We start from the raw sequence: 20,144 nt of genomic DNA on the forward strand, positions 1-20,144 counted from the left end.
CTGCGCGCCCCATGCTTCCCTCCCGTTCGCTTGCACGGCATCTCGTCATCCGACTGATGCCGCCGATCCTACTGCTCGTCCTGCTGGACCTGGCGGCCACCTGGGTCATCACCCACAAGATCGACATGTCGCTCTGGATGCTGGAAGACTTCTTCTGGCTGATGGTGGTGGGACAGGTGGCGCTGATCGCGCTCTTCACGTGGGTCGTGATGCAGGGCGTGCGGTCCGGCCTGCGCTCGGTGAACCACCTGTCCGACGAAATCCGGCAGCGCTCCATTGATGACATGCAGCCGTTGGAAGTGGCGGGCGTGCCGGTGGAGATCGAACCTCTGGTTACCCATACCAATGATCTGTTGCTGCGGCTCGACGCCTCGCTTGCGGCGCAGCGGCGATTCATCGGTCATGCCGCGCACCAGCTGCGCACGCCGCTTTCCGGCCTGCGCCTGGAATCCGAGCTGATGCTGGCCCGCCCGTTGCCAGACGATGTGCGGGCCCGCGCCGAGCGCATCAAGGCGGTCAGTGACCGCATGATCCGGCTGGGACAGCAGTTGCTGGTGCTGGCGCGCGCCGACCCCAATGCCCGGCCTCAAGACAGCTTCGTGCGCATCGACCTGTGCGAATGGGTGCGTGTGCATGGCGCGGAATGGTTTCCCCGTGTCCGGGAAGCCCACTACGAACTGGATCTGGTCGCGCCTGAAACGCCCATCTGGATTGATGCGGATCCCTTGCTGCTGGCGGAACTGCTGGGCAACCTGATCGACAACGCCCTGCGCTATGGCAATCCCACGGGGCGCATCACCCTGATCGTGGGCGCCAACCCCCCGTCGCTGACGGTGGAGGACGACGGGCCAGGCATCCCGCCCGAAGAGCGCGACCGGGTCTTCGAAGCGTTTTACCGGTCGCCCACCGCGACGGCGGGCGGCTCCGGCCTGGGGCTGGCCATTGTGCGCGAGATCGCGCATGCGCACGGCGCCTGGTGGAAGCTGACCAGCCGCCCCGATTTCCCCGGGACGCGGCTGTCGGTCGTGTTCCCTGGCCCCCGCAAGGGGGCTCAACTCACTCGCCAAGAACCCGCATCATGAGCCAAGGCACGGCCAGCGTTCCTTCTTCGTCCACAAGTCCCGCAGGCGGCATGCACGCGCCCTCGTCGCGGGCTGCCCTGATCCTGGGGGCCCTGGGAGTGGTGTACGGCGATATCGGCACCAGCCCCCTGTACACGCTGCGCGCGTGCCTGACCGGGCTCAGCGTGCATACGGACCTGGAACCGGCCCACCTGCTGGGCGTGCTGTCCATCCTGTTCTGGATGCTGATGGTGGTGGTGTCCCTGAAATACGTCACGCTGGTGCTGCGCGCGGACAACCGCGGCGAGGGCGGGACGCTGGCGCTGCTGGAGCTGGCGGTGCGCGCGCGCGAGGGCAAGCTGCGCTGGGTGCTGATCGTGCTGGGCATCTTCGGGGCCGCGCTGTTCTACGGCGACAGCATGATCACGCCGGCAATTTCGGTGCTGTCGGCGCTGGAAGGCATCGGCATCGTGTCGCACACGCTGGACGCCTGGGTGGTGCCGATCGCGCTGGTGGTGCTGATTGCGCTGTTTGCGATCCAGTCGCACGGCACGGGCGCGATGGGCAAGCTGTTCGGCCCCGTGATGCTGCTGTGGTTTTCGACGCTGGCCGCACTGGGCGCATGGCAGATCTGGCTGACGCCCGAGGTGCTGGCCGCGCTGAACCCGATGTGGGGCCTGCGGTTCATTGTTGAATTCCCGTGGATCAGCTTCGTGCTGCTGGGCGCCGTGGTGCTGGCGCTGACCGGCGCCGAGGCGCTGTATGCCGATATGGGCCATTTTGGCCGTCCCGCGATCCGTGGGGCCTGGTTCAGCATGGTGCTGCCGGCCCTGACCCTGTGTTATTTCGGCCAGGGCGCCCTGTTGCTGCGCGACCCCACCGCGATCCGCAATCCGTTCTTCCTGATGGCGCCGGAATGGGGCCTGGCGCCGTTGGTGGCGCTGGCCACCATCGCGACGATCGTGGCCTCGCAGGCCGTGATTTCGGGCGCCTATTCGGTCACGCGCCAGGCGGTGCAGCTGGGCTTCTGGCCGCGCATGCAGATCCTGCATACGTCGGCGGTCGAAAAGGGCCAGATCTATCTGCCCCAGGTCAACGCGCTGCTGCTGTGCGCGGTGCTGGTGCTGGTGCTGTGGTTCCGCAATTCGGACAATCTGGCCGCGGCCTATGGTTTCGCGGTCACGGGCACGATGCTCACGACGTCGGTGCTGGCGTTTGCGGTGCTGCCGCGGGGCAGCACCGGAATCAAGCGCGTGATGTGGTTCCTGGTGCTGGGCCTGTTGCTGCTGCTCGACGTGCTGCTGTTTTCGGCCAATGTGTTCAAGATCCATGAAGGCGGCTGGCTGCCCCTGGCGGTGGCGATCGTGGTGTTCACGCTGATGATGACGTGGCGCCGCGGGCGTCGCCTGCTTTCGGACATGCAGCAGCGCGACCGCCAGCCGCTCAAGGAGTTCATGGAGCAGCTCGAGGAATATCCGCCGTCGCGCGTGCCGGGCACGGCCATTTTCATGACGATGAATTCGGGCAATGTGCCGCCGGCGCTGCTGCATAACCTTAAGCACAACAAGGTGCTGCACGACCACGTGCTGTTCCTGACGATCCTGGTGGCGGACGTGCCGTATGTTTCGCCCGAAGAGCGGTTCCAGGTGGACAAGCTCAGCGCATCGAGCTGGGCGGCGACCGTCAACTACGGCTTCAAGGAAGATCCCGACGTGCCGGAGGCGCTGCGGCTGGTGGCCGAGGCCTACCCGGAACTGGATCTGGAGCCGATGCGCACGTCGTTCTTCCTGTCGCGCCAGACCGTGGTGGCGGCGAAGAAACCGGCACTGTGGCGGTGGCGCAGGGCGCTGTTTTCGTTCATGGCGCGCAATTCGACCCGCAGCACGAAGTTCTTCAAGATTCCGGCGAACCGCGTCGTGGAAATGGGGATGCAGGTCGAACTGTAGGTGCGAGGGGGGCGCTGGCAGCCCGGTTTGCCCCGCGCCATCCGCACCTGCCGCCTTCGATCATCCGGCGAAGACGAAAAAAAAAACCCTCGGAGCGATCCGAGGGTTTTTTGCTGGCCGGAAAGAATTACTTCTTCTTGGCTGCGTCCTTCAGTTGGGGCAGCGAGGTGCCGCTGGAGGCGAGCAGGCCGGTCTTGACGTACGTGAACAGCTTTTCGCGGGTGTCGACGATGTCGAGGTTGCGCATGGTCAGCTGGCCGATGCGATCGGCCGGCGTGAAGGGGGCGTTTTCCACCTTCTCCATGGACAGGCGCTCGGGCGCGTACGTGAGGTTGGGCGACACGGTGTTCAGCAGCGAATAGTCGTTGCCGCGGCGCAGTTCGATGGTGACTTCGCCGGTGATGGCGCGGGCAACCCAGCGCTGGGCGGTTTCGCGCAGCATGATGGCTTGCGGGTCGAACCAGCGGCCCTGGTACAGCAGGCGGCCCAGCTTGCGGCCGTTTTCGCGGTACTGCTCGATGGTGTCTTCGTTGTGGATGCCGGTGACCAGGCGTTCGTAGGCGATGAAGAGCAGGGCCAGGCCCGGGGCTTCGTAGATGCCGCGGCTCTTGGCTTCGATGATGCGGTTTTCGATCTGGTCGCTCATGCCCAGGCCGTGGCGGCCGCCGATGCGGTTGGCTTCGAGCAGCAGTTCGACCGGGTCGGCGTATTCCACGCCATTCAGGGCGACGGGCTGGCCCTCTTCGAAGCGCACCGTGACTTCCTCGGCCTTGACGGCGACATCGTCGCGCCAGAACGCCACGCCCATGATGGGCTTGACGATGCGGATGCCGGAGTTCAGGTGTTCGAGGTCCTTGGCTTCGTGGGTGGCGCCCAGCAGGTTCGAATCGGTCGAGTAGGCCTTTTCAGCCGACATCTTGTAGTCGAAGCCGGCTTGACGCATGTACTCGGACATTTCCGAACGGCCGCCCAGTTCGTCGATGAAGCGCTGGTCCAGCCAGGGCTTGTAGATCTTGAGTTCCGGGTTGGTGAGCAGACCGTAGCGGTAGAAGCGCTCGATGTCGTTGCCCTTGAAGGTGCTGCCGTCGCCCCAGATGTTGACGTTGTCTTCCTTCATGGCGGCCACCAGCATCGTGCCGGTAACGGCGCGGCCGATGGGCGTGGTGTTGAAGTACGTGATGCCGGCGGTCGAGATGTGGAACGCGCCCGATTGCAGGGCGGCGATGCCTTCGGCGACCAGCTGCGCGCGGCAGTCGATCAGGCGGGCGTTCTCGGCGCCATAAGCCATGGCCTTGCGCGGGATCTCGTCGTAGTCGGACTCGTCGGGCTGGCCCAGGTTGGCGGTGTAGGCGTAGGGAATGGCGCCGTTGTTGCGCATCCACAGGAGCGCCGCGCTGGTGTCCAGGCCGCCGGAAAAGGCGATGCCGACTTTCTGGCCGGTGGGCAGGTTCGGGAGGATAGTGGTCATTGTTTGAGGTGAGACGCCAACAGGACTTTGACAGCAACGAGCCGCCAAACAAGAAATGTAGCCCGCTATTTTAACTCTTTTGAGGGGGGCTGGCCGGCCGGGGCGAACAGTTCGGCCAGCCTCAGTCCGCGGATGAGCTGGGCGGTGGCCGCGCTCAGCCGGGTGGCGGGGCGGTGCCGGGCGCTGGCCAACACCAGGTTATTGGTGATCGTCGGCGAATCAATGTCGCACAGGGACAGTTCATGCTCGGCGGCGGGGCCGCGCGCCGCCGAGCGGGGCAGGATGGCGTAGGCGTCGCCCTGGGCGGCCAGTTCCACGATGGTCTGCACGGCGTCGACTTCGGCGGCGACCTTCAGCCGCACGCCCTGCGCGCGGCAGACGCTTTCGACCAGGGTTCGGATGGCGTTGGGCAGGCTCGGCAGCACCAGCGGGTAGTCGCCAAGCCGCGCCACCGGCACGCGGGCGGGCAGGGGAGGCTGATGGCCGGCTGCCGCGGCCAGGACCAGGTTTTCGCGGAACAGCGATTCGTAGGCGAGCTGCGGCGAAGGCGCCGGATCGTAAAGCAGGGCCAGATCCACACGGCCGGCCAGCAGCCACTCGCGCACCTGTGCGCTCAGGCCCTCGGCGACGGCGATGGACGCGTCGGGAAAGCGGCGGCGGAACGCCTGCACGAGCGGAGGGGTGAGCACGCGCGCGATGCGTGGGGGCAGTCCGATCATGACCTTGCCCGTGGGCGTTTCCCGCAGCGTCTGCAGGTCTTCCTTGGCGCGTTCCGCCAGGGCCAGAAGGGCGCGGGCGTGTTCCAAAAAGCGCAGGCCCGCTTCGGTGGGTTCCACGCCGCGCCCGTTGCGGTAGAGCAGATGTTGCCCCAGCTCCAGTTCCAGCAGCCGCACCTGGCGGCTGAGCGTGGGCTGCGCGACGTCGAGCATTTCGGCGGCGCGCGAGAAGCTGCGCCGTTCGGCGACGCGCACGAAATACTCGATTTGCTTCAGATCCATGGGATATTCAATTTATCTATATCTGAAATAAAAGGTATAGCATTGTTCGCCAGCCGGCAATCCTCGACCATGGCGCTTTCCATGCAGGGAGCTTCCGTGCCCGATTGCCGTCCTCCGCTTGCCGCGCCTTCCCGTCCCCGCCATGCACTGCCGCCGGGCGCATGCGACGCGCATTGCCATGTGTTCGGGCCGGGCGATGTGTTTCCGTATGCCGAGGGCCGGTCCTATACGCCGCCCGACGCGTCATACGCCAGCATGGCGGCGCTGCATGCCCACCTGGGCATCGACCGCGCCGTGGTGGTGCAGGCCAATTGCCACGGATCGGACCACCGGGCGCTGCTGGATGCGCTGGCGCGCAGCCAGGGGCGCTATCGCGGCGTGGCCCTGCTGGGCGCGGACGCCACGCCGGCCAGCGTCAAGGCCTTGCATGACGGGGGCGTGCGGGCTGCTCGGTTCAATTTTGTGCCGCACCTTGGCGGCGCGCCCGATCCGGCGGTGTTCGACCATGTGGTCGCGCTGATCGCGCCGCTGGGATGGCACCTGTGCCTGCACGTGGACGGCGCGATGCTGCCCGAACTGCTGCCGAGGCTGCTGAAGCTGCCGGTGCCGTTCGTCGTGGATCACATGGGCCGCCTGAAGGCGGCGGACGGGCTGGACTCGCCTGCGATGCGCGCCTTGCTCAGCCTGGCCGATGTGCGCGAGGCGTGGGTCAAAGTATCCGGCATCGACCGCATCGCCTCCGGCCAGCGCCCCTTCGCGGAAGGCATTCCGTTCGTGCGCGCGCTGGTCGAGGCCATGCCGGACCGCACTCTGTGGGGCACGGACTGGCCGCATCCCAACGTGGCGGGAGACATGCCGGATGACGGCGAGCTGGTGGACACGTTCTTCCAGGCGTGCCCGGACGCCGGGCTGCGGCAGCGCGTGCTGGTGGACAACCCGGCGCGGCTCTACGGATTTCAGTAGCAGGTATAGCCCGCGGTCGAAGGGCCCTGGATGCCCAAGCCGCAAATAACATTCCACACAACGAGGAGACACCATGTTCAAGAAGATTCTCTCGGCCGCCGTGCTGAGTCTGGCTGCCGTGGGCGCCGCCCAAGCAGACGGCCCCGTGCGCCTGATCATCGCTTTTCCGCCGGGCGGCCCGGTGGACCTGGTGGGCCGCGTGATCGCCGAGCAACTGGGCAAGGAGCTCAAGCAGAACGTCATCGTCGAGAACAAGGCTGGCGCCAATGGCAACATCGCGGCCGCCTATGTAGCCAAGGCGCCCGCCGACGGGTCGGTGCTGTTCCTGACCAGCGTCGGCGCCGTGGCGATCAGCCCCGCGCTGTACAAGGACCTGCCGTACGATCCGGCGCGCGACTTCGCGCCGGTGTCCCGCGTGGTGAACAACGCCACGGTGTTCGTGGTGAACCCGTCCAATCTCGCCACCGACGCGGCGGACTTCGTGAAGCGGTCGCAGGCCGCGTCGCAATCCGTGGCCATCGGCTCGTCGGGCATCGGCAGCATTCCGCACCTGACGCTGGAAATGTTCTCCGACTCCAGCAAGGCCAACGTGCTGCACGTGCCCTACAAGGGGGCGGCGCCGGTTATCAATGACGTGATGGGCAATCAGGTGTCGGGCTTTTTCGGCGACGTGCCTGGCCTGATCGGCCATATCCAGGGAGGCAAGCTCAAGCCCCTGGGCATCGCGGCGCCCACCCGCCATCCCTTGCTGCCGGATGTGAAGACGCTGGCCGAACAGGGCATCGCCGGCGTGGAGTCCAACAACTGGTACGGCATCGTGGCGCCGGCGGCAACGCCCGCCGCCACCGTGGACAAGCTGAACCAGGCCTTGCGCGCCACGCTGGGCAACGAGGCTGTCCGCGCCCGCCTGGAAAAGTTCGGCGCCGAGGCCGCGCCCAGCACGCCGCAGGAACTGGGCGCGCTGATCGCGTCGGACCGTCAGAAGTGGACCGCGCTGATCCAGCGCAAGAACATTCGTCCGGAGTAATCATGAGCGCCAGCCGAGTCGCCCCCGTCGAGCCGGGCACCCGCCCGGAACTGGCCGCGCTGGAGGCGCGCATCGCCGCCGCCCGCGGCCGTATCTCTCCGCTTTATCAGGTGCTGCTGAACAGTCCCGCCGTGGTGGAAGGCTGGGAAGCCATGCTGACCGCCATCCGGCAGAAGACCTCGTTGCCGCCGCGGCTGCGCGAGCTGATCATCCTGCGCGTGGCGACGCTGAACAACGCGCCGTATGAATTCGAGGCGCACGTGCCGCATGCGCTGGCGGGCGGCATGCCGCAGGCGGTGATTGATATCCTGCGCGCCAACCCCGCGCCGGACCAGGTGCCGGGACTGGCGCCGGGCGAGGCCGAGGTGCTGGCCCTGACCGATGCGATGACGCGCGACATCGAGGTGCCGGATGCGGTGTTCGCGCCGCTGCGCGGGCGCTACGATGATGCGCAACTGGTGGAACTGGCCGCCACGGTGGGCGCCTACAACATGGTGTCGCGCTTCCTGGTGGCCTTGCGCGTCGGGCATTGAAAGGAGATGACTGTGCAGGAAACGATTTTGCTGGTGTCGCTGGGCGAGCGCTTCGACGAGGCGCGCGCCAGGGACCTGGCCGGACGCCTGGCGGATGGCCTGGCGGATGCGCAGCTTAGCGGTTATGCGGCCCTGGAGGCCGACGAGACCTACCTGTACGTGCGGGGCGCCGACGCGCTGTCCGAAATACAGGCCCGCCTGGCCGAACTCGTGCCGGGCGCCCACGCGCGGCTCCTGCATCGGACGCTGGATCTGCCCGGCGCATCGGCGGGGCAGGACGCGCCCTGGCATTACATCGTCGAAACCGACGTGCTGCCCGAGGCGGAGGCCGACCTGAACGCCTGGTACGACCAGGAGCACCTGCCCGGACTGGCGTCGGTGCCCGGCACGGTGCGCGCGCAGCGCTACGAATGCCGCGACGAGTCGCCACGCTATCTGGCCTGCTACGACCTGCAGACGCAGGAAACCTTCGGCAGCCCGCCGTGGCTGGCCGTGCGCGCGACCGACTGGAGCAGCCGCGTGCGGCCGTCGTTCCGCAACACACGGCGCACGATGTTCAGGAAGATCCTGTAGCGCATCCGGCCGGAAAGAAGAGGGGCCCGGACATCAGGCGATGTCCGGGCCCCTTTTGACTTATTGCGCGACAGATTTAGTCGACCTGTCCGAGCAGCAGGAATTCCATCAGCGCCTTCTGGACGTGCAGGCGGTTCTCGGCTTCGTCCCAGACGACGCTTTGCGGGCCGTCGATGACTTCACCGGTGACTTCTTCGCCGCGGTGGGCGGGCAGGCAGTGCATGAAGACGGCCCGCGGATCGGCCGCGGCCATCATTTCGGCGTCCACGCACCAGTCGGCGAAGGCGGCGCGGCGCTCTTCGTTTTCGGCTTCATAGCCCATGCTGGTCCAGACGTCGGTGGTGACCAGGTGCGCACCCTTGCACGCTTCCATGGGATCCTTGAACTGGCGCAGCACCTTGTCAGATGGCGTGCCGATGCGGGCGGCTTCGAGCTCGTAGCCGGCGGGCGTGGACACATGCAGCGTGAAGCCCAGCATTTCGGCCGCGTGCAGCCAGGTGTACGCCATGTTGTTGGCGTCGCCCACCCAGGCGACCGTCTTGCCGGCGATGGGGCCGCGGTGCTCGATGTAGGTGAAGATGTCCGCCAGGATCTGGCAGGGGTGGAATTCGTTGGTCAGGCCGTTGATCACGGGCACGCGCGAGTGCGAGGCGAAGCGCTCGATGCGGGTCTGCTCGAACGTGCGGATCATGACGATGTCGACCATGCGCGAAATGACGCGCGCGGTGTCCTCGATGGGCTCGGAGCGGCCGAGCTGCGAATCGTTGGACGTTAGGTTGATGACCGAACCGCCCATCTGGTACATGCCGGCCTCGAAGGACACGCGCGTGCGCGTGCTGGCCTTTTCGAACACCATCGCCAGCGTGCGGTCGTGCAGCGGCATGTGGGGCTCATAGCGCTTGAACTTTTCCTTGATCAGGCGCGCGCGGTCCAGCACGTAGGCGATCTCGGCGGACGAGAAGTCTTTGAACTGAAGAAAGTGCCGCAGCGGGCCGTTTTGAGTCGTGGGAGGAGTCATGGTGATGTCGCAGGTCATTGGGCCCGGCCAGGCTCGTGGCCCGGCTGGGACGTTGATTATGGTTTTTCGGCCAGGAACTGTTGGATGAGCGGAACCAGGATGGCGACGATCTGGTCGGCCTCTTCCCGGGTCAGGATCAGCGGCGGCAGCATGCGGATGACGCGGTCGCGCGTGACGTTGATGAGCAGCCCGGCCTCCATGGCGCGCATGGCGAGGACGCCGCAGGGGCGGGCCAGTTCGATGCCCAGCATCAGGCCGCGGCCGCGGATGTCGGTGACGCCGGGCGTGCCGGCCAGCGCGCTGGCCAGACGGTCTTTCAAGTGGTTGCCCACGGCGTGGGCGTTGTCGAGCAGTTTTTCGGATTCCAGGGCGTCCAGCACCGCCAGACCGGCCGCGCACACCAGCGGGCCGCCGCCAAACGTGGTGCCGTGGCTGCCCGGTGTGAAAACGCCGGCGGCGGGGCCGGCCGCCAGCATCGCGCCGATGGGGACGCCGCCCGCCAGGCCCTTGGCCAGCGTCATGACGTCGGGGCGGATGTCGGCCCACTGGTGGGCGAACCAGTTGCCGGTGCGTCCGATGCCGGATTGCACTTCGTCGATCATCAGCAGCCAGCCGCGTTCGGTGCACAGGCGGCGCAACGCCTGGAGGTAGGCGATGTCCGACGGACGGATGCCGCCTTCGCCCTGCAGCACTTCCAGCAGCACGGCGGTGGTGCGGGGCTCGGCGTCGCCGGCGGCGCGCACCGCGTCCAGGTCGTTGTACGGGACCTGGATGAAGCCGCTGGGCAGGGGTTCGAAGCCCTTGCGCGCCTTTTCGCTGCCCGTGGCCGCCAGCGTGGCCAGCGTCCGGCCATGCCAGGACGAGTCCATGGTGATGATGTGGGCGTGCTTGTTGCCGCGCTGGAAGGCGTAGTAGCGGGCCAGCTTGATGGCCGCTTCGTTGGCTTCGGAGCCGCTGTTGTTGAACGCGACTTCCTGCATGCCGGACAGTTCAATCAGCCGGGCGGCAAGCGCCGTCTGCTGGGGGACTTCGTAGATGTTCGAGGTATGGATGACCCGGGCGGCCTGTTCGCTGATAGCCGCCACCAGCCCGGGATGCGCATGACCCAGGCACGACACGCCGATGCCCGCCAGGGCATCCAGGTACTTGCGGCCCGCGGCGTCCCACAGCCAAACCCCCTGGCCGTGCGTGAACGATACCGGCAGGCGGGTGTAGATGTTGGCCAGAGGCGAGCTCATCGCGGATCCTCCTGGGTGATTGCATCAAAAGCATGCCCCGCGTTCAGGCCCGGACAAGGGGGCAATCGCGTTTTGAAAGAGGGCAAAGGATCAATCATATACAATTCGCGGCGCGGGGCGCATGTTTGATCACGCCGAAGATCCGGCTTTCGTGAAAGGCGCACCGCAGTGAAGAACTCATGGCAACTCGCGTCAGACAATTCGTAATTCATGGCGTTACCGAAAGCGGTAGCCGATTCCGCCCCAGCGATTGGGCGGAACGGCTCGCCGGCGTAATGGCACAGTTCCGGCCCGCCGGCTGTGCTGGTAACCACCTCACTTATTCGCCCTATGTGCTTCCCGTCGTGATCGACGGCGTGCGCGGGATCGTGGTCGACCTGCGCCTGCGCGACCTGGAGCCGCTGGCGTACAAGTTCGTGGTGGACTTCGCCCGCGACAACAACCTCAAGACGGAAGAACGCGAAATCTAGGTCACCAGAACGAAAAAGCGCCCCGACCGGGCGCTTTTCTCATTCTGCGTTCCTTGCGCGCCCCTCGGGCGGGCCGGGCGCTATCCGCCGGGCGCCGCAAACTGCCGGCGATAGTGAATGCAGGGGGCGTCAAGGGTTAGCGATAGCTTGAGGGCTGGGCGGGATCGGGTGCATTGTTGACACAATTTGTATACACGCTCCCGTCCGAAGAGGTCCAATGCCAGCCACCCTCGACACCTTATCCGCCGACCGGCAGGGCGCGTCGCCCTATCGCCTGCTGGTGGTCAACGGCAACACCACTGCCACGCTGACTGACAGCCTGGCGCTCCAGGCGCGCGCTTTTTTCGGGGCCGCCGTCCAGCTGCGGTCCGTCACCGCCCCGTTCGGGCCTCCCTATATCGCCAGCCGCGCCGAAGCGGCCATCTCTGCGCATGCCGTGCTGGCGGCCGTGGAACGCGAAGCGGCGCTGGCCGAGCAGCCTTTCGAGGCGTGCGTGCTGGCGTGTTTTGGCGAACCGGGAATCGGAGCGGTGCGGGAACGGCTGAACGCGCCGGTGGTCGGCATGGCCGAGGCGTCCATCATGACGGCGATGCAGCGCGGCGACCGCTATGCCATCGTGACCGTCGGCCAGCGCTGGCCCGCCATGCTGCGCGAACAGATCCGTCAATTGGGCGTGGATTCCCGCTGCGCGGGTATCCTCGCGCTGCCGGGCAATGCGCTGGACTATGCGTCCCGCTCGAGCGAATCGGCCGCGGCAGTCTCGGGTGCGCTGGACCAGGCGGCGGAACTGGGCGCGGACGTGGTGATCGTGGCGGGGGCGGCGCTGGCGGGCTACCTGCCCAGCCTGCCCCGCCCGCCGCGAGTGCCCGTTATCGACTCATACCGGGCAGCCTTGGCGCAGGCCCTGGCGCTGGCGTCCCTGGAGCGCGCGCATCACTTTGCGTACAGCAGGTCGCGCAGTCCAAGCGACAGTCCTGGCCAGTAGGTGATGACCAGCAGGCAGACGATCACGACGCCGACGAACGGTACCAGCGGCTTGATCAGCCGTTCCAGCGGAAGTTTCGCCACCGCGCAGGCCGCAAAGAGGTTCACGCCGAACGGCGGGGTGATCATCCCCAGCGCCAGGTTCACCACCATGATGATGCCGAAGTGAACAGGCTCGACGCCGAACTTCAGGGCGACCGGCAGCAGCAAGGGCGCAAGCACCACAATGGAGGCCGAGGTTTCGATAAACATGCCGATCACGAACAGCGCGGCGTTCATACCCATCAGGAAGGTGAACTTGGTGTCGAAGATCTGCGACAGCCACACGCCCAGCGCATCGGGGATGCCGGCGCGGTTGAGCAGGAAGCTGAAGATGCCGGCGTTGGCGATCACGAACATGATGACGGCGGTGGACACCACCGACTTGTGCAGCGTGGCCGACAATTGCCGGAAGCTGAGCCGCCGGTAGATGACCTTGCCCACGAATACGGCGTACATCACCGCCACGACCGAGGCCTCGGTGGGCGTGAAGATGCCGCCGTAGATGCCGCCCAGGATGATGACGGGCATCAGCAGCGCCAGCCAGGCGTTCTTGAATGCCGGCCACAGCGGCAGGCGGCCTTCGCCGTCGCGCTTGCCCAGGTTGTTGCGCTTGGCGTAGAACCAGACGTAGAACATCAGCGCGACGCCGATCAGGATGCCGGGCATCACGCCCGCGATGAAGAGCTCGCCCGTGGACGTATCCGTCGAAACCGCGTACAGAATCATCGGAATCGAGGGCGGGATGATCACGCCCAGCTCTGCCGCGCTGGCCTGCAATGACGCCGCGAAGGGGGCGGGATAGCCGTGCCGGATCATGGCGGGAATCAGGATCGCGCCCACGGCGAAGGTCGTGGCCACGCTGGAGCCGGCCACCGCCGCGAAGATCATGCAGGTCAGCACGCAGGTGCAGGCCAGGCCGCCCTGGATGCCGCCCACCACGCTCTTGGCGAATTCCACCATCCGTTCGGAGATGCCGCCGGCTTCCATCAAGTTGCCGGCCAGGATGAAGAAGGGGATGGCGACGAGCGGGTACTTGTCCAGCGCCGCAAATAGCTGCTGCGCGACGACCACCCATGGCAGGCCGGAGGCGCCGACGCCCGCCAGGCTGGCCAGCCCGATCGACACGGCGACCGGTACCGACAGCCCGAAGAAAATCAGCATCGAGACAATCATTAATTGGGACATGGCGATATCTGCTGCTCAGGATCTACAGGGGGCTCAGCCTTGCGCGTCGTTGCGCACAGGCACGTCTTCTTCTTCGCCGGCGCACCAGCGGGCCAGCACGGCGATGGCGGCAAGCGTCGCGCCGACGGGGATCGCCAGGTAGATCCACGAGATCGAGATGTCCAGGCTGGGCACGTTCTGGAAACGCACGCGGTAGGTCATGTTGCCGCCGATCCAGGCCAGAAACCCCAGGAAACCGGCGCAGATCAGGCCGATGACGGCCTCGAGCACGCGGCGGCGCGTGCCGCCCAGCAGGTTGCGCAGCAGTTCCACGCTGATCATGGCGCCGTGGCGGAACGCCAGGGCCACTCCTAGCAGCACGGTCCAGATCAGCAGGGCGCGGGTCAGCACCTCGCTCCAGTCGGCGGGGGACTGCAGCACGAAGCGGGCGATGACTTGATAGAAAGCGGCGGCCGCAGCGGCCACCAGCAGGAGTTGGGCAAGGGCCGAGACCAGTTTGAACAGGCCGCGGTCGAAAGCGCAGAGCAAACGCATGGTGAATCCCGTTGGCGATATACGCGAAAGGCGGGGGCGGGCGGCGCGGTGCACGCCGGTCCCGCCCCAAGGGCTACGGCCCCGCAAGGGGGCCGCGCCTTCTTACTTGGTGTCGCGGATCGAGTCGATCAGCTTTTTGTCGAACTTCTTGTAGTACTCGGGGTAAGCGGGCTCGACGGCGGCGGCAAAGGCGGCGCGATCGACTTCGGTCACTTGCATGCCTTCCTTCTTGAGCTGCTCGACGCCGGTCTTTTCGATGTTGTCGACATAGGCGCGCATGGCCTGGGCGGATTCCTTGCCGGCCTTGTCGAAGTTGGCCTTGTCGGCGGCCGACAGCCCTTCATAGACGTTGGCGGACATCAGCACCAGGGCCGGGCCGTAGACGTGGCCGGTCAGGGACAGGTACTTCTGCATCTGCGACAGCTTGGCCGAGGTGATCACCGAAAGCGGGTTTTCCTGGCCGTCGATGGTGCCCTGCTGCAGGGCGGTGGCCACTTCGGGCCAGGCCATCGGCGTGGGCAGGATGCCGATCTGGCGGAAGGCGGTGATGTGGATGGGGTTCTCGGTCGTGCGGATCTTCAGGCCCTTGGCGTCCGCCGGCGTCTTCACGGGGCGCACGTTGTTGGTCAGGTGGCGGAATCCCTGTTCGCCCCAGGCCAGGGCCACGATGCCGCGGCTGGGGAACTTGGCCAGCATGTCCTGGCCGATCTTGCTGTCGAGCACCGCGCGGGCGTGCTGCAGGTCGCGCAGCAGGAACGGAATGTCGAAAACGCCGGTCTCGGGAACAAAATTGAGGGTAGCCCCTGTCGAAACGATGGCCAAATCAATGGTGCCGATCTGCAGGCCTTCGATCACTTCGCGTTCGCCGCCCAGCGCGCTGTTGGCGAACTGCTGGACTTTGAACTTGCCGTTGGTGGAGGCCTCGATGGACTTGGCCATCGCGTCGGCGCCGGCGCCGTAATGCGAGGACGTCGACAGGGCGTAGGCCATCTTGAGGGTGGTCTGCGCCGCCGAGGGCAGGGATGTGGCGGCCGCGCAGGCGGCCAGAATCGTGGCCGCAAGCCAGGATTTACGCATTGTCTTCTCCGGAATTGGTTATCTTTATGGACAGCTTTGCCGTCCGCCCCGGGATGATATCGGGATTCGGACGCCCCACAGGCGCTTAGTTAACATAGATGAATGATGGATTTCCCTGATATGTCGCAGGCCAAGCGCCCCGGTTTCTGGTCCACCCTGCGCCTGGGCGCCCGCATGATGATGCGCGATGCACGGGCTGGCGAATTGCGTCTGCTGGTGCTGGCCCTGGTCGTGGCCGTGGCCGCGGTGACCAGCGTTGGCTTCCTGGCCGACCGGGTGGGCCGGGCGCTGGAGCGCGACGCCGGCCAGATGCTGGGCGCCGATCTGGTGCTGGACGCCGACGAGCCGGTGCCCGCCGCCTTCCGGGACCAGGCGCGGGAGCGTGGGCTGGAAGTCTCCAGTACGTGGCAATTCCCCTCGATGGTCGGGGCGGGCGACGGCGCGCAACTGGCGGCGCTGAAAGCCGTCGAGCCGGGCTATCCCCTGCGCGGCGCCTTGCGGGTCGCGGATGCGCCATTCGCGCCCGATGCGCCCACGCGCGACGTCCCGCCCGAGGGCGCGGTCTGGGTGGACGCCCAATTGCTGTCGCTGCTCAACCTGAAGGTGGGGGACACCCTCAACGTGGGCGACGCCCACCTGCGCATCGACCGCGTCATCACCTACGAGCCGGACAAGGGCATGCAGTTCGTCAACGTCGCCCCGCGCGTCCTGCTGCGCGCCAGCGACCTGCCCGTCACCGGCCTGATCGCGCCGGGCAGCCGCGTCGGCTACGCCATGCTGATCGCCGGCCAGCCCGATGCGGTGGCCGGGTATTCGGCCTGGCTGAACCAGAACCTCAAGCGCGGCCAGAAGGTGGCCACGCTGGAATCGGGCCGTCCGGAAGTGCGCCGCACGCTGGACCGCGCGCAGCGCTTCCTGTCGCTGGTTGCGCTGCTGGCGGTGCTGATCTCGGCGGTGGCCGTGGCGCTGGCGGCGGGCCGCTACATGACGCGCCACCGCGACGGTATCGCGGTCATGCGCTGCCTGGGGGCGGTGCAGTCCCAGGTCGCGCGCATGCTGACGCTGGAATTCACGCTGGTCGGCCTGTTCTCGTCCGCCGCGGGCTGCCTGCTGGGCTATGCCGTCCATCAGGTCCTGGTGATGCTGCTGGGATCGCTGATTGACACCACGCTGCCGGCGCCGTCGGCGATTCCGGCCCTGCAGGGGCTGCTGACGGGCCTGCTGCTCCTGCTGGGCTTTGCCTTGCCGGCGCTGGCGCAGTTGCGCCACGTGCCGCCCGCCCGGGTGCTGCGGCGGGATGCGGACACGCTCAGCGCGCGCAGCGCCTTTGGCTACGTTCTGGGCGCGGCGGGCTTTGCGCTGCTGATCTGGTGGTTCGCGGGCGACGCCAAGCTGGGCGGCGTGGTGGCCGGCGGCTTCCTGGGCGCCTTCGGGGTGTTCGCCCTGGTGGCCTGGCTGTGCATCCTGGGCCTGGCGCGCCTGCGCGGCCTGGCCGCGGGGCTGCCGGCGCTGCGCTTCGCGCTGGCCGGAGTGGTGCGCCGGCGCGCGGCCACGATCACCCAGGTCTGCGCGCTGGCGGTCGGCCTGATGGCGCTGCTGTTGCTGACCATGACCCGCACCGACCTGATCCAGGGCTGGCAGCGCACCATGCCGCCGGATGCGCCGAACCGTTTCCTCATCAATGTGCAGCCTGACCAGCGCCAGGCTGTGACGGACGCGCTGACCCGGGAAGGTCTGGGCCGTATCGCGCTGTCGCCCATGGTGCGCGGGCGCCTGATCGCCGTGAACGGCAAACCGGTGGGTCCGGACGACTACGAGGAGCCGCGCGCCAAGCGCCTGGTCGACCGCGAGTTCAACCTGTCCTATGGCGACGAGATGCCTTCCTCCAACCGGATCGAGCAGGGCCGCTGGCTGGCGCCGGGGTCCGCCGAGGTCTCGCTGGAGTCGGGGCTGGCCAAGTCCCTGGGCATCGGCCTGGGCGACAAGATGACTTTCGACGTGGCCGGCCAGCAGGTCGAGGTGGCGGTATCGAGCATCCGCCGGGTGGATTGGGATACGATGCGCGTCAATTTTTTCGCCATCCTGACCCCTGCCGCGTTGGCCGACATGCCCCAGAGCTGGATCACCTCCTTCTACCTGCCGCCTGAAAAGGCCGCGGTGCTGCCCGCCCTGGTGCGGGAATTCCCGAACCTGACCGTGTTCGACGTGGGCGCCATCCTGCAGCAGCTGCAGTCCGTGCTGAATGAAGTCGGCCGCGCAGTGCAGCTCCTGTTCATGTTCACGCTCGCCGCCGGCGTGCTGGTGCTGTCCGCGGCGCTGACCGCCACGCGCGACGAGCGCATGCGCGAAGCGGCTGTGCTGCGCGCGTTGGGCGCCACCCGGCAGCAGCTTGCGCGGTCCCAGCGCATCGAACTCTGGGCCGTGGGCGGCCTGGCGGGCCTGCTGGCCGCCGCCGGGGCCACCGCGATCGCTTGGGCTTTATCAACCTTGGTGTTCGACTTCGCCATTACCCTCAGCCTCTGGCCGTGGCTGGCCGGCATCGGCACCGGTATGCTGGGCGCCTGGGCAGGCGGCGCGCTGGCCTTGCGCGGCGTCCTGCGCACGCCGCCGCTGGTCACCCTTCGAGAAACCTGATGACGTCCCGCGTCCATACCATTACAGAACCCGTGGAAAATTCCCGCACCATGTTTGACCTTCTTGGCGGCGAGGCCGGCGTGCGCGCCCTCGTCGACCGTTTCTATGACCTGATGGACATCGAGCCCGACCTCAAGGAGCTGCGCGCCGCTCACGGTCCCAGCCTGGACGAGGCGCGCGACAAGCTTTTCTGGTTTCTGTGCGGATATTTCGGCGGTCCGGACCACTATATTGAACGCTTCGGCCATCCGCGCCTGCGCGCCCGCCACCTGCCGTTTTCCATCGGCGAAGTCGAGCGCGACCAATGGGTGACCTGTATCGGACGCGCCATGGAAGACGAAGGCATCGAACCCGCCCTGATCGAACGCCTGCTCGAATCCTTCTACGGCGTGGCGGACTGGATGCGTAACCGTGAGGGGTGACGATCCGCAATCCGGCGCGCGGCGCAAATCCTGGCCGAACCCCCTGGCGGGCGCCATGCTTTGCGACGCCGGCCGCCTGGCGGATGCGGGGCCGGAAGTTTTCAATCCTGCGCATTACGGCGACCGGGCGCGTCCGGTGGACGCCGGCGGACGCCAGGCCGCCTGGTTCGTGGAGGGGCAGGGCTGGCAGGGCGTGCTGCGGCGCTACCGCCGCGGCGGCATGATCGCCCGTATCAGCAGCGACGCCTATCTCTGGAACGGCGAGTCCCGCACCCGCAGTTTCCGGGAATACCGCTTGCTGGCGGCCATGCGCGCCCAGGGACTGCCCGTCCCGGCGCCGCTGGCCGCCGCCTATTGGCGGCAAGGCCCGATCTACCGGGCAGCCATCGTGGTCGAGCGCATACCCGGCGTGCGTCCCCTGGCCCAGGCGCTGGCCGAGCCCATCTGGCAGGCGGTGGCGGACGCCATCGTCCGCATGCACCGGGCCGGCGTGTGGCATGCCGACCTGAACGCCTTCAATATCCTGATCGGCAGCGATGGCCGGGTCTGGCTCATTGATTTCGACCGCGGCACCCAGGGCGCGCTGTCCGAACGGCAACGCCAGGCCAACCTGGAGCGGCTGCGCCGCTCGCTGCGCAAAGTGGCCGGAGAAGAGGGCGAGCGTTTCTGGCTGCGCCTGCGCGACAGCTACTGGACGGCCTGGGGTGTCGGAATCCAGCCCTGACGGCGTATCGCCGCAGGGCGGAAATGGCGTGCCAATTGCGCCAAATACCCCCCAAAGTTGGTCAGGTCAGCGCTAAAAGGCTTTATCATTTCGCCTTTTGGTACTCCTGTCACACACGGCATAGAGCAAGGGGGCTGGTAATAATGGAACTAAAGGCGGGAATGCGCTGGGCGCTCGGAGCGGTGCTGGTCGCGGCGGCCACATCGGCGGCGGTGGCGCAGAACAAGGTCGTCAACGTCTACAACTGGGCCGAGTACACGGCTCCGGACACGATCCCGGGTTTTGAAAAGGAAACCGGCATCAAGGTCCGCTACGACGTCTACGACAGCAACGACGCGCTGCAGGCCAAGCTGCTGGCCGGCAAGTCGGGTTACGACGTCGTTGTCCCGTCCACCCATTACGCCTCGCGCCAGATCGAAGCGGGCCTCTTCCAGAAGCTCGACAAGTCCAAGATCCCGAACTGGAAGTACCTGGACCCCGAAGTGATGGCGCTCGTCGCCACGGTCGATCCCGGCAACGAACACGCCATTCCCTGGGGCTACGGCACCAATGGCCTGGGCTACAACGTCACCAAGGTCAAGCAGATCATGGGCGACGACGTCGACCTGGCCAGCTGGGACATGCTCTTCAAGCCCGAGAACGCCGCCAAGCTGAAGGAATGCGGCATCTCCATGCTAGACGAAGCCGCCCAGGTGTTCCCGGCCGTTCTCAAGTACCTGGGCAAGGACCCCAACAGCACCAATGCCGCCGACTACCAGGCCGCAATGGAAGTGCTGAAGAAGATCCGCCCGTACATCCGCCAGTTCAGCTCGTCGGGCTACATCGACGAACTGGCCGTGGGCGACCTGTGCATGGTCTACGGCTTCTCCGGCGACGTCATGATCGCCCGCAAGCGCGCGCAGGACGCCAAGAAGCCCTATGAGGTGAATTACTTCATTCCCAAGGGCGGCGCGCCGGCGTGGTTCGACCTGATGGTCATCCCCAAGGACGCTCCGCATCCCGAAGAGGCGCTGGCCTTCATCAATTACATCGAAACGCCGAAGGTCCACGCGGCCATCACCAACACCATGTTCTATCCCAACGCCAACAAAGAGGCGCGGCAGTTCGTGAACAAGGACGTGGCGGACAACCCCATGATCTACCCGCCCGCCGAGGTCTCCAAGACCCTGTACGTGATCAAGGCGCTGCCCTTGAACATTGCGCGGCTGCAGAACAAGTTGTGGTCCGAGCTGAAGTTGGGAAATTAG

19 protein-coding genes are annotated in these 20,144 nt (G+C 66.7%); 12 read left to right on the forward strand and 7 right to left on the reverse strand.

All coding sequences use genetic code 11. The features are described 5' to 3' along the window. The first annotated feature begins 11 nt into the window (after nucleotides 1-11). Together KYC_RS16750 and KYC_RS16755 are read left to right on the forward strand one after the other, a co-directional pair. Nucleotides 12-1,082, forward strand: coding sequence for a sensor histidine kinase (locus tag KYC_RS16750; protein WP_420796117.1), 1,071 nt, complete (start codon nucleotides 12-14; stop codon nucleotides 1,080-1,082). Next, nucleotides 1,079-3,007: a potassium transporter Kup gene (locus KYC_RS16755; RefSeq protein ID WP_008164458.1), complete on the forward strand. Its 1,929-nt coding sequence runs from the start codon at nucleotides 1,079-1,081 to the stop codon at nucleotides 3,005-3,007. The genes KYC_RS16750 and KYC_RS16755 overlap by 4 nt, the downstream gene beginning before the upstream one ends. A 127-nt stretch (nucleotides 3,008-3,134) precedes the next feature. Here KYC_RS16755 and argG read toward each other — a convergent pair whose 3' ends face one another. Together argG and KYC_RS16765 are read right to left on the reverse strand one after the other, a co-directional pair. Further along, nucleotides 3,135-4,475: an argininosuccinate synthase gene (gene argG, locus KYC_RS16760; RefSeq protein ID WP_008164460.1), complete on the reverse strand. Its 1,341-nt coding sequence runs from the start codon at nucleotides 4,473-4,475 to the stop codon at nucleotides 3,135-3,137. A 65-nt stretch (nucleotides 4,476-4,540) separates the two neighbouring features. Further along, entirely contained in the window at nucleotides 4,541-5,473 is a 933-nt protein-coding gene (locus KYC_RS16765) for a LysR family transcriptional regulator (protein WP_008164462.1), read from the reverse strand. 96 nt (nucleotides 5,474-5,569) lie between these two features. On the opposite strand from KYC_RS16765, the gene KYC_RS16770 reads away from it, so the two are divergent. The 4 genes from KYC_RS16770 to KYC_RS16785 all read left to right on the forward strand — a co-directional run bounded on the left by KYC_RS16770 (nucleotide 5,570) and on the right by KYC_RS16785 (nucleotide 8,569). Continuing rightward, on the forward strand, nucleotides 5,570-6,436 hold the full coding sequence (locus KYC_RS16770) for an amidohydrolase family protein (RefSeq protein ID WP_193353352.1): 867 nt from the start codon (nucleotides 5,570-5,572) through the stop codon (nucleotides 6,434-6,436). 73 nt (nucleotides 6,437-6,509) lie between these two features. Next, on the forward strand, nucleotides 6,510-7,463 hold the full coding sequence (locus KYC_RS16775) for a Bug family tripartite tricarboxylate transporter substrate binding protein (RefSeq protein WP_008164466.1): 954 nt from the start codon (nucleotides 6,510-6,512) through the stop codon (nucleotides 7,461-7,463). Nucleotides 7,464-7,465: 2 nt separating this feature from the next. Further along, the gene (locus KYC_RS16780; RefSeq protein ID WP_008164469.1) at nucleotides 7,466-7,996 is read left to right on the forward strand and encodes a carboxymuconolactone decarboxylase family protein; all 531 of its coding nucleotides are present in this window, start codon (nucleotides 7,466-7,468) and stop codon (nucleotides 7,994-7,996) included. A gap of 12 nt (nucleotides 7,997-8,008) precedes the next feature. Then, nucleotides 8,009-8,569: a DUF4286 family protein gene (locus tag KYC_RS16785; RefSeq protein ID WP_081478057.1), complete on the forward strand. Its 561-nt coding sequence runs from the start codon at nucleotides 8,009-8,011 to the stop codon at nucleotides 8,567-8,569. A gap of 76 nt (nucleotides 8,570-8,645) precedes the next feature. On the opposite strand, the gene argF is transcribed toward KYC_RS16785, so the two are convergent. Then, nucleotides 8,646-9,587, reverse strand: coding sequence for an ornithine carbamoyltransferase (gene argF / locus KYC_RS16790; RefSeq protein ID WP_008164474.1), 942 nt, complete (start codon nucleotides 9,585-9,587; stop codon nucleotides 8,646-8,648). A gap of 56 nt (nucleotides 9,588-9,643) precedes the next feature. After that, nucleotides 9,644-10,825, reverse strand: a complete 1,182-nt coding sequence (locus tag KYC_RS16795) for an aspartate aminotransferase family protein (protein WP_008164476.1) — start codon at nucleotides 10,823-10,825, stop codon at nucleotides 9,644-9,646. A 179-nt stretch (nucleotides 10,826-11,004) separates the two neighbouring features. Between KYC_RS16795 and KYC_RS16800 the strand changes: the two genes are divergently transcribed. Together KYC_RS16800 and KYC_RS16805 are read left to right on the forward strand one after the other, a co-directional pair. Then, nucleotides 11,005-11,295 (forward strand): DUF3579 domain-containing protein, encoded by a 291-nt coding sequence (locus KYC_RS16800; protein WP_013392635.1) that lies wholly within the window; start codon nucleotides 11,005-11,007, stop codon nucleotides 11,293-11,295. 217 nt (nucleotides 11,296-11,512) lie between these two features. Continuing rightward, nucleotides 11,513-12,280 carry an aspartate/glutamate racemase family protein gene (locus KYC_RS16805; RefSeq protein ID WP_008164480.1) on the forward strand — a complete coding sequence of 256 codons (768 nt, stop codon included), beginning with the start codon at nucleotides 11,513-11,515 and terminating at the stop codon, nucleotides 12,278-12,280. Here KYC_RS16805 and KYC_RS16810 read toward each other — a convergent pair. The 3 genes from KYC_RS16810 to KYC_RS16820 form a co-directional block, all read right to left on the reverse strand. Beyond that, the gene (locus tag KYC_RS16810; RefSeq protein ID WP_008164482.1) at nucleotides 12,229-13,506 is read right to left on the reverse strand and encodes a TRAP transporter large permease; all 1,278 of its coding nucleotides are present in this window, start codon (nucleotides 13,504-13,506) and stop codon (nucleotides 12,229-12,231) included. The two genes, KYC_RS16805 and KYC_RS16810, sit on opposite strands and share 52 nt — an antisense overlap. 33 nt (nucleotides 13,507-13,539) lie before the next feature. Next, complete coding sequence (locus tag KYC_RS16815; RefSeq protein ID WP_008164484.1) at nucleotides 13,540-14,040, reverse strand: TRAP transporter small permease; 501 nt, start codon at nucleotides 14,038-14,040, stop codon at nucleotides 13,540-13,542. 102 nt (nucleotides 14,041-14,142) lie between these two features. Further along, a complete protein-coding gene (locus KYC_RS16820; protein ID WP_008164486.1) occupies nucleotides 14,143-15,117 on the reverse strand; it encodes a TRAP transporter substrate-binding protein in 975 nt (324 codons plus the stop codon). Between the two features lie 102 nt (nucleotides 15,118-15,219). On the opposite strand from KYC_RS16820, the gene KYC_RS16825 reads away from it, so the two are divergent. The 4 genes from KYC_RS16825 (at nucleotide 15,220) to KYC_RS16840 (ending at nucleotide 20,144) form a co-directional block, all read left to right on the forward strand. Continuing rightward, complete coding sequence (locus KYC_RS16825) at nucleotides 15,220-17,751, forward strand: ABC transporter permease (protein ID WP_043518678.1); 2,532 nt, start codon at nucleotides 15,220-15,222, stop codon at nucleotides 17,749-17,751. Further along, complete coding sequence (locus tag KYC_RS16830) at nucleotides 17,751-18,173, forward strand: group II truncated hemoglobin (protein WP_008164491.1); 423 nt, start codon at nucleotides 17,751-17,753, stop codon at nucleotides 18,171-18,173. The genes KYC_RS16825 and KYC_RS16830 overlap by 1 nt, the downstream gene beginning before the upstream one ends. 55 nt (nucleotides 18,174-18,228) lie before the next feature. Beyond that, nucleotides 18,229-18,897 (forward strand): 3-deoxy-D-manno-octulosonic acid kinase, encoded by a 669-nt coding sequence (locus tag KYC_RS16835; RefSeq protein ID WP_193353351.1) that lies wholly within the window; start codon nucleotides 18,229-18,231, stop codon nucleotides 18,895-18,897. A 143-nt stretch (nucleotides 18,898-19,040) separates the two neighbouring features. Then, a complete protein-coding gene (locus tag KYC_RS16840; RefSeq protein ID WP_043518679.1) occupies nucleotides 19,041-20,144 on the forward strand; it encodes a polyamine ABC transporter substrate-binding protein in 1,104 nt (367 codons plus the stop codon).

Source organism: Achromobacter arsenitoxydans SY8 (assembly GCF_000236785.1).
GTDB classification, from domain to species: Bacteria; Pseudomonadota; Gammaproteobacteria; order Burkholderiales; family Burkholderiaceae_B; genus Achromobacter; species Achromobacter arsenitoxydans.

Coding starts and splice junctions, on each gene's coding strand:
- KYC_RS16750 (WP_420796117.1), top strand. CDS start 12: ATGCTTCCCTCCCGTTCGCTTGCACGGCATCTCGTCATCCGACTGATG.
- KYC_RS16755 (WP_008164458.1), top strand. CDS start 1,079: ATGAGCCAAGGCACGGCCAGCGTTCCTTCTTCGTCCACAAGTCCCGCA.
- argG (WP_008164460.1), bottom strand. CDS start 4,475: ATGACCACTATCCTCCCGAACCTGCCCACCGGCCAGAAAGTCGGCATC.
- KYC_RS16765 (WP_008164462.1), bottom strand. CDS start 5,473: ATGGATCTGAAGCAAATCGAGTATTTCGTGCGCGTCGCCGAACGGCGC.
- KYC_RS16775 (WP_008164466.1), top strand. CDS start 6,510: ATGTTCAAGAAGATTCTCTCGGCCGCCGTGCTGAGTCTGGCTGCCGTG.
- KYC_RS16780 (WP_008164469.1), top strand. CDS start 7,466: ATGAGCGCCAGCCGAGTCGCCCCCGTCGAGCCGGGCACCCGCCCGGAA.
- argF (WP_008164474.1), bottom strand. CDS start 9,587: ATGACTCCTCCCACGACTCAAAACGGCCCGCTGCGGCACTTTCTTCAG.
- KYC_RS16795 (WP_008164476.1), bottom strand. CDS start 10,825: ATGAGCTCGCCTCTGGCCAACATCTACACCCGCCTGCCGGTATCGTTC.
- KYC_RS16800 (WP_013392635.1), top strand. CDS start 11,005: ATGGCAACTCGCGTCAGACAATTCGTAATTCATGGCGTTACCGAAAGC.
- KYC_RS16805 (WP_008164480.1), top strand. CDS start 11,513: ATGCCAGCCACCCTCGACACCTTATCCGCCGACCGGCAGGGCGCGTCG.
- KYC_RS16810 (WP_008164482.1), bottom strand. CDS start 13,506: ATGTCCCAATTAATGATTGTCTCGATGCTGATTTTCTTCGGGCTGTCG.
- KYC_RS16815 (WP_008164484.1), bottom strand. CDS start 14,040: ATGCGTTTGCTCTGCGCTTTCGACCGCGGCCTGTTCAAACTGGTCTCG.
- KYC_RS16820 (WP_008164486.1), bottom strand. CDS start 15,117: ATGCGTAAATCCTGGCTTGCGGCCACGATTCTGGCCGCCTGCGCGGCC.
- KYC_RS16825 (WP_043518678.1), top strand. CDS start 15,220: ATGATGGATTTCCCTGATATGTCGCAGGCCAAGCGCCCCGGTTTCTGG.
- KYC_RS16830 (WP_008164491.1), top strand. CDS start 17,751: ATGACGTCCCGCGTCCATACCATTACAGAACCCGTGGAAAATTCCCGC.
- KYC_RS16835 (WP_193353351.1), top strand. CDS start 18,229: ATGCTTTGCGACGCCGGCCGCCTGGCGGATGCGGGGCCGGAAGTTTTC.
- KYC_RS16840 (WP_043518679.1), top strand. CDS start 19,041: ATGGAACTAAAGGCGGGAATGCGCTGGGCGCTCGGAGCGGTGCTGGTC.